Origin of the sequence: Actinoallomurus acaciae (assembly GCF_042429965.1) — a bacterium.
Taxonomy (GTDB): Bacteria; Actinomycetota; Actinomycetes; order Streptosporangiales; family Streptosporangiaceae; genus Actinoallomurus; species Actinoallomurus acaciae.
The window spans coordinates 1-4,649 of record NZ_JBHLZP010000597.1 but is presented as its reverse complement, the minus strand read 5'-3'; the positions used below and the strand labels follow the sequence as shown (position 1 = coordinate 4,649).

The 4,649-nt window shown below is 73.1% G+C and carries 3 protein-coding genes and 1 pseudogene; 3 read left to right on the top strand and 1 reads right to left on the bottom strand.

Features of this window, described 5'->3' with window-relative positions; translation table 11 throughout:
- Both ACFFNX_RS42875 and ACFFNX_RS42870 read left to right on the top strand, forming a co-directional pair.
- Nucleotides 1-443, top strand: a pseudogene (locus ACFFNX_RS42875) (recombinase RecQ); the annotation flags it as partial.
- A gap of 138 nt (nucleotides 444-581) precedes the next feature.
- The gene (locus tag ACFFNX_RS42870; RefSeq protein WP_378211995.1) at nucleotides 582-1,556 is read left to right on the top strand and encodes a GvpL/GvpF family gas vesicle protein; all 975 of its coding nucleotides are present in this window, start codon (nucleotides 582-584) and stop codon (nucleotides 1,554-1,556) included.
- A 16-nt stretch (nucleotides 1,557-1,572) separates the two neighbouring features.
- Here ACFFNX_RS42870 and ACFFNX_RS42865 read toward each other — a convergent pair whose 3' ends face one another.
- The gene (locus ACFFNX_RS42865) at nucleotides 1,573-2,466 is read right to left on the bottom strand and encodes a carbohydrate kinase family protein (protein WP_378211994.1); all 894 of its coding nucleotides are present in this window, start codon (nucleotides 2,464-2,466) and stop codon (nucleotides 1,573-1,575) included.
- A 140-nt stretch (nucleotides 2,467-2,606) separates the two neighbouring features.
- On the opposite strand from ACFFNX_RS42865, the gene ACFFNX_RS42860 reads away from it, so the two are divergent.
- On the top strand, nucleotides 2,607-4,649 hold a 2,043-nt coding region (locus tag ACFFNX_RS42860), incomplete at its 3' end, for a bifunctional acetate--CoA ligase family protein/GNAT family N-acetyltransferase (protein ID WP_378211993.1).

The window sequence follows — 4,649 nt, the reverse complement described above, 5'->3', positions numbered from 1 at the left end:
CCATCCGGCTGCGCCGCGTCCTGGCCCGCGACGCGCCGCACGCGCCGGTGACCGACGACGTCTTCGCCGCGGTCGTCTCGGTGCTGTCCGCGTGGGACTGGGAGCGACGCCCGGCCGCGGTGATCGCGATGGCGTCCGCGACCCGGCCCCGCATGATCGCCGACCTCGCGCGGCGTGTCGCCACGATCGGCCGGCTGCCCTACCTCGGCGAGATCACCTACACCGACGGCGGCCCGGGGCCGCGCCGGCACAACAGCGCCCAGCGGGTCCGTACGCTCTGGAACGCCATGGCCGTCCCGGAGGGGCTCGGCGACCTCCCCGGCCCGGTGCTGCTCGTGGACGATCAGGTCGACACCGGCTGGACGGTGACCGTCGCGACGAAGCTGCTGCGGGAGGCCGGTGCTCCGGCGGTGCTGCCGCTCACGCTCGCGGTGACGTCCTGAGCCCTACGGTTGCCCGCGATTCGCGAATCCTAAACAAGCCGTCCTGCCGCTTTCTTCGCAGGTAACGTGAGGTTTGCGACATGTGACCAATGATGTCCGGATCCGTCGGGCACGGGTCGTCGGACGCGGGGGATGGGTATGAACACCACGGGAGCGGCCTTCGGGACTCGTCTGCTCGGGCTGACCCGGCGGGTGCGGCCCGCGGCGGCGGTGGCGGCGGCGCCGACACCTGACGTCGCCTGCGCCTCGGTCACCGGTGTTCCCGCCCGCGCGCCCGGCCTCGCCGGCGTCCCGCACTTCGCCGCCCTGGGGGGAGGGCGCGTCGTGACCACACCGCGGGACGCCGAGGTGGAGCGCTCTGACACGCGGGTCTGCTACGTGTACGGCGTCGTCCCGGCGTCCACGCGCCTTCCCCAGGGCCTGCTCGGCACCGGCGGCGGCCGGGTCCGCCTGGTCCGGTACGGCGACCTCGCCGGCGTGATCAGTGAGATCCCGCCCGCCGGGGCGCTGGGCACCCGGGAGGACCTCCTCGCGCACGAGAACGTCGTCGCCTCGCTGGCCACGCGCACCACCATGCTGCCGCTGCGGTTCAGCGCCGTGGTGACCACGGCCTCAGGCGTGGTGGAGGAGATGCTCAAGCCGTACTACGACTGGTTCACCGGCGTGCTCGCCGACCTCGAGGGCCGGGCGGAGTTCACCGTCTCGGCCACCTACGTCCAGGACACGGTGCTGCGCGAGGTCCTCGCCGAGGAGCCGGAGGTCATGCGGCTGCGGGAGAGCCTGCGGGGGCTCCCGGAGACCGCCGCGTACTACGACCGCGTCCGCCTCGGCGAGCTGATCATCCAGGCTCTCGACGCCAAGCGCGAGGTCGACACCGAAGAACTTATGCAGACGCTGTCGCCCCACGCCGTCGCCGCCACCCCCCGCCCGCCGGTCGATGAGGACACCGCCGCGGACGCGGCCTTCCTCGTCTCCGAGGACGACCAGACGAGCTTCCGCAAGGCCGTGGACGAACTCGGCTACCGCTGGGCGGGCCGGATCAGGCTCCGCGTGCTGGGCCCTCTCGCCCCGTACGACTTCGTGCCCTCACCGCCGGGTGGCCCCGTCGGCTGAGAGCCGCCGTACGGGATCAGAGGATCGGGCGGGCGCCCAGGTGGCCGATCGCGCGGGCGGCGAGGCGGCACCCCGCCGCCAGGGCCTCGGCCGGCGGCTTTCCGTCGAGCCACGCCGGCAGGAAACCGGCCACGAACGCGTCGCCACCGCCCGTGCCGTCGATGACCTCCTCGACCGGCTCCGCCGGGACGCGCACCGGCTCGTTGCGGCCGTTGGTGTACCAGAGCGCGCCGTCCGCGGCGAGCTTCACCACGACCTGGGAGTACCACGCGGTCAGGACCTTCGCGGCCTGTTCGGGGTTCTCCCGGCCGGTCAGGGCCTCGGCCTGGGCGGAGTTGACGATGAGCAGCCGGGCGCCCTGGGACCAGTCGAGGAACGGCTCGGCGCCGGCCCGCTTGAGCAGGGAGTTGGCGCCGCCGTCGACGGTGACCGACATCTGGGCGTTCTGCGCGAGCTTCATGGCGTGCAGAGCCGCCTGCCGTGACCCCTCGTTGAGCAGGGAGTATCCGGACACGTGCAGGTGCGCGCCGGGGGCGAACAGATCCTGCGGGATGTCCTCGGGCAGAAGCGCGGCGTTGGCGCCCGGGTCCGACAGCATGGTGCGGTCGCCCTTGTGGGTGACCATGACCACGCAGGTGCCGGTGGCGCGCTCGGGATCCATGACGAGCCGGGCGTCCACGCCGTAGCCCATGAGTTCCATGTCACGGTTGCGGCCCGTGATGTCGGCGCCGCGGCGCCCGACGAAGGCGGCCTCGATGCCCTCGACGGCGAGCCAGGACGCGACGTTGGCACCGGAGCCACCGCCGTGCATCGTCACCTTGGCGGGCGTGTCGCCGCCTTTCGCCAGCGGGTATGCTGCCCGCGCGACGGCATCGGTCATAAGATCACCGACCACGACCACGCGCGTCATGACGTCACCACCCTGTTCTGTGGTCGCCGCCCTTGTGGGCGAGCGGGAGCTGCGACCCGGAGCAAAAACCTAACAGCTTCGAGTACCCCGATGGGTATCGAACGAGACGCGATTTTGGCATCTCGCATTACTCTCGACCTGTGCCGTATCCCGACCAATGGGAGGCCGACGTCGTCCTCGCCGATGGGGGGACAGCACATCTTCGCCCCATCCGGCCGGATGACGCCGGGCTGCTACGCGAGTTCTATGCCAGGCTCTCCCCGGAGTCTATCTACTACCGGTTCTTCTCCCCGCGTCCCCGGCTGACCGACCGGGAGATCGAACACTTCACCACCGTCGACTACGACAACCGGGTGGCGCTCATCGCGACCATCGGGGGCGCGATGGTGGCCGTCGTCCGCTACGACCGCCTGCGCCCCGGGCAGGACACCGCCGAGGTGGCGTTCCTCGTCGAGGACGCCCACCAGGGCCGCGGGGTGGCCAGCGTGCTCCTGGAGCACATCGCCGCCGCGGCGCGCGAACGCGGCATCACCCGGTTCGTCGCGGACGTGCTGCCCGAGAACCGCCGCATGAGCAAGGTCTTCCGCGACGCGGGCTACAAGGCCGAGCAGCGGTACGAGGAGGGCGTGCTGGCCCTCACGCTCGACCTGGAACCCACCGAGACCTCGCGGGAGGTCATGGCGGCCCGCGAGCACCGGGCCGAGTCCCGCTCGATCGGCCGGCTGCTGTCGCCGCGCTCGGTCGCGGTGATCGGTGCCAGCCGTGAGGAGCACAGCGTCGGCCAGAGCGTGCTGCGCAACCTGCTCGCGGGCGGTTTCGCCGGCCCCGTCTACCCCGTGCACCCCAGCGCCACCGCCGTCTCCAGCGTCCGGGCCTACAAGACCATCGGCGACGTGCCGGGCGAGGTCGACCTCGCCGTCGTGGCGGTGCCCGCCGAGGTGGTGGGCGACGTGGTCGCGCAGTGCGCCGCCAAGGACGTGCACGGCCTCGTCGTCCTGTCCGCCGGGTTCGGCGAGACCGGCCCGGAGGGCCGTGAGCGGCAGAACGAGCTCGTCCGCCTCGCGCGTGCGGGCGGCATGCGCGTGGTCGGGCCGAACTGCCTGGGCATCGCCAACAACGCCAACGGGCTGAACGCCACCCTCGCGCCGACGCTGCCGCGCCACGGGCCCATCGGGTTCTTCTCCCAGTCCGGCGCCCTCGGCATCACGATCCTGCAGTGGGCCGCCGAGCGCGGTCTCGGGCTGTCGACGTTCGTGTCCGCGGGCAACCGCGCCGACGTCTCGGGCAACGACCTGATGCAGTACTGGGAGGAGGACCCGGACACCGCCGTCGTCCTGCTGTACCTCGAGTCGATCGGCAACCCGCGCAAGTTCACGCGGCTGGCCCGCCGGATCAGCCGCCGCAAGCCGATCGTCGCGGTCAAGAGCGGCCGGACGACCCAGGGCGTGCCGCTCGGCCACGCCGCCCAGGCCCTCAGCCTGCCCGACCACGCCGTCAGCGCCCTGTTCGCGCAGGCCGGACTGGTGCGCGTGGACTCGCTCGGCGAGCTGTTCGACGTCGCGCAGCTCCTCGCGTACCAGCCGCTGCCGCGTGGCGACCGGGTCGCGATCGTCGGCAACTCCGACTCGATCGGGCTCCTCGTCCAGGACGCGGCCACCGTCGCGGGCCTGCGGCCGCGGCGGCCGGTCGACCTCGGGCCCGAGGCGGGGCCCGCCGACTTCACCGCCGCGCTCGAGGAGGCCTTCGCCGACGAGGGGACCGACGCCGTGGTCACCGTGTTCGCCCCGGCCGTCCGCGGCGGCACGACCTCCGACGTCGCCGCCGCGATCGTCGCCGCCGCCGACGGGGCGCAGACGCCGGTCATCGCGGCCTACCTGGGCGAACGCGGCCTGCTGCACGGATCTGTGCCGTCGTACCCGGCGCCGGAGAGCGCGGTGCGCGCCCTGGCGTACGCCGTCCGGTACGCGGGCTGGCGCCGCCGCCCGCGCGGGCGGATCCCCGACCTGCCGGGGGTGGACCGGGACCGGGCCCGCGCGCTCGTCGACGAACTCGCCGGGCAGGAGGAACCCTCACCGGAGCGGACCGCCGCGCTGCTCGCCTGCTACGGCATCACGGTGGGCAGGACCGGGCACGGGATCGCCACGCGGATCAGCACGTCCGAGGACCCCTCGTTCGGCGCGATC

Excerpts from the sequence above, each read along its gene's own strand:
- ACFFNX_RS42870 (WP_378211995.1), top strand. The coding sequence starts at position 582 with ATGAACACCACGGGAGCGGCCTTCGGGACTCGTCTGCTCGGGCTGACC.
- ACFFNX_RS42865 (WP_378211994.1), bottom strand. The coding sequence starts at position 2,466 with ATGACGCGCGTGGTCGTGGTCGGTGATCTTATGACCGATGCCGTCGCG.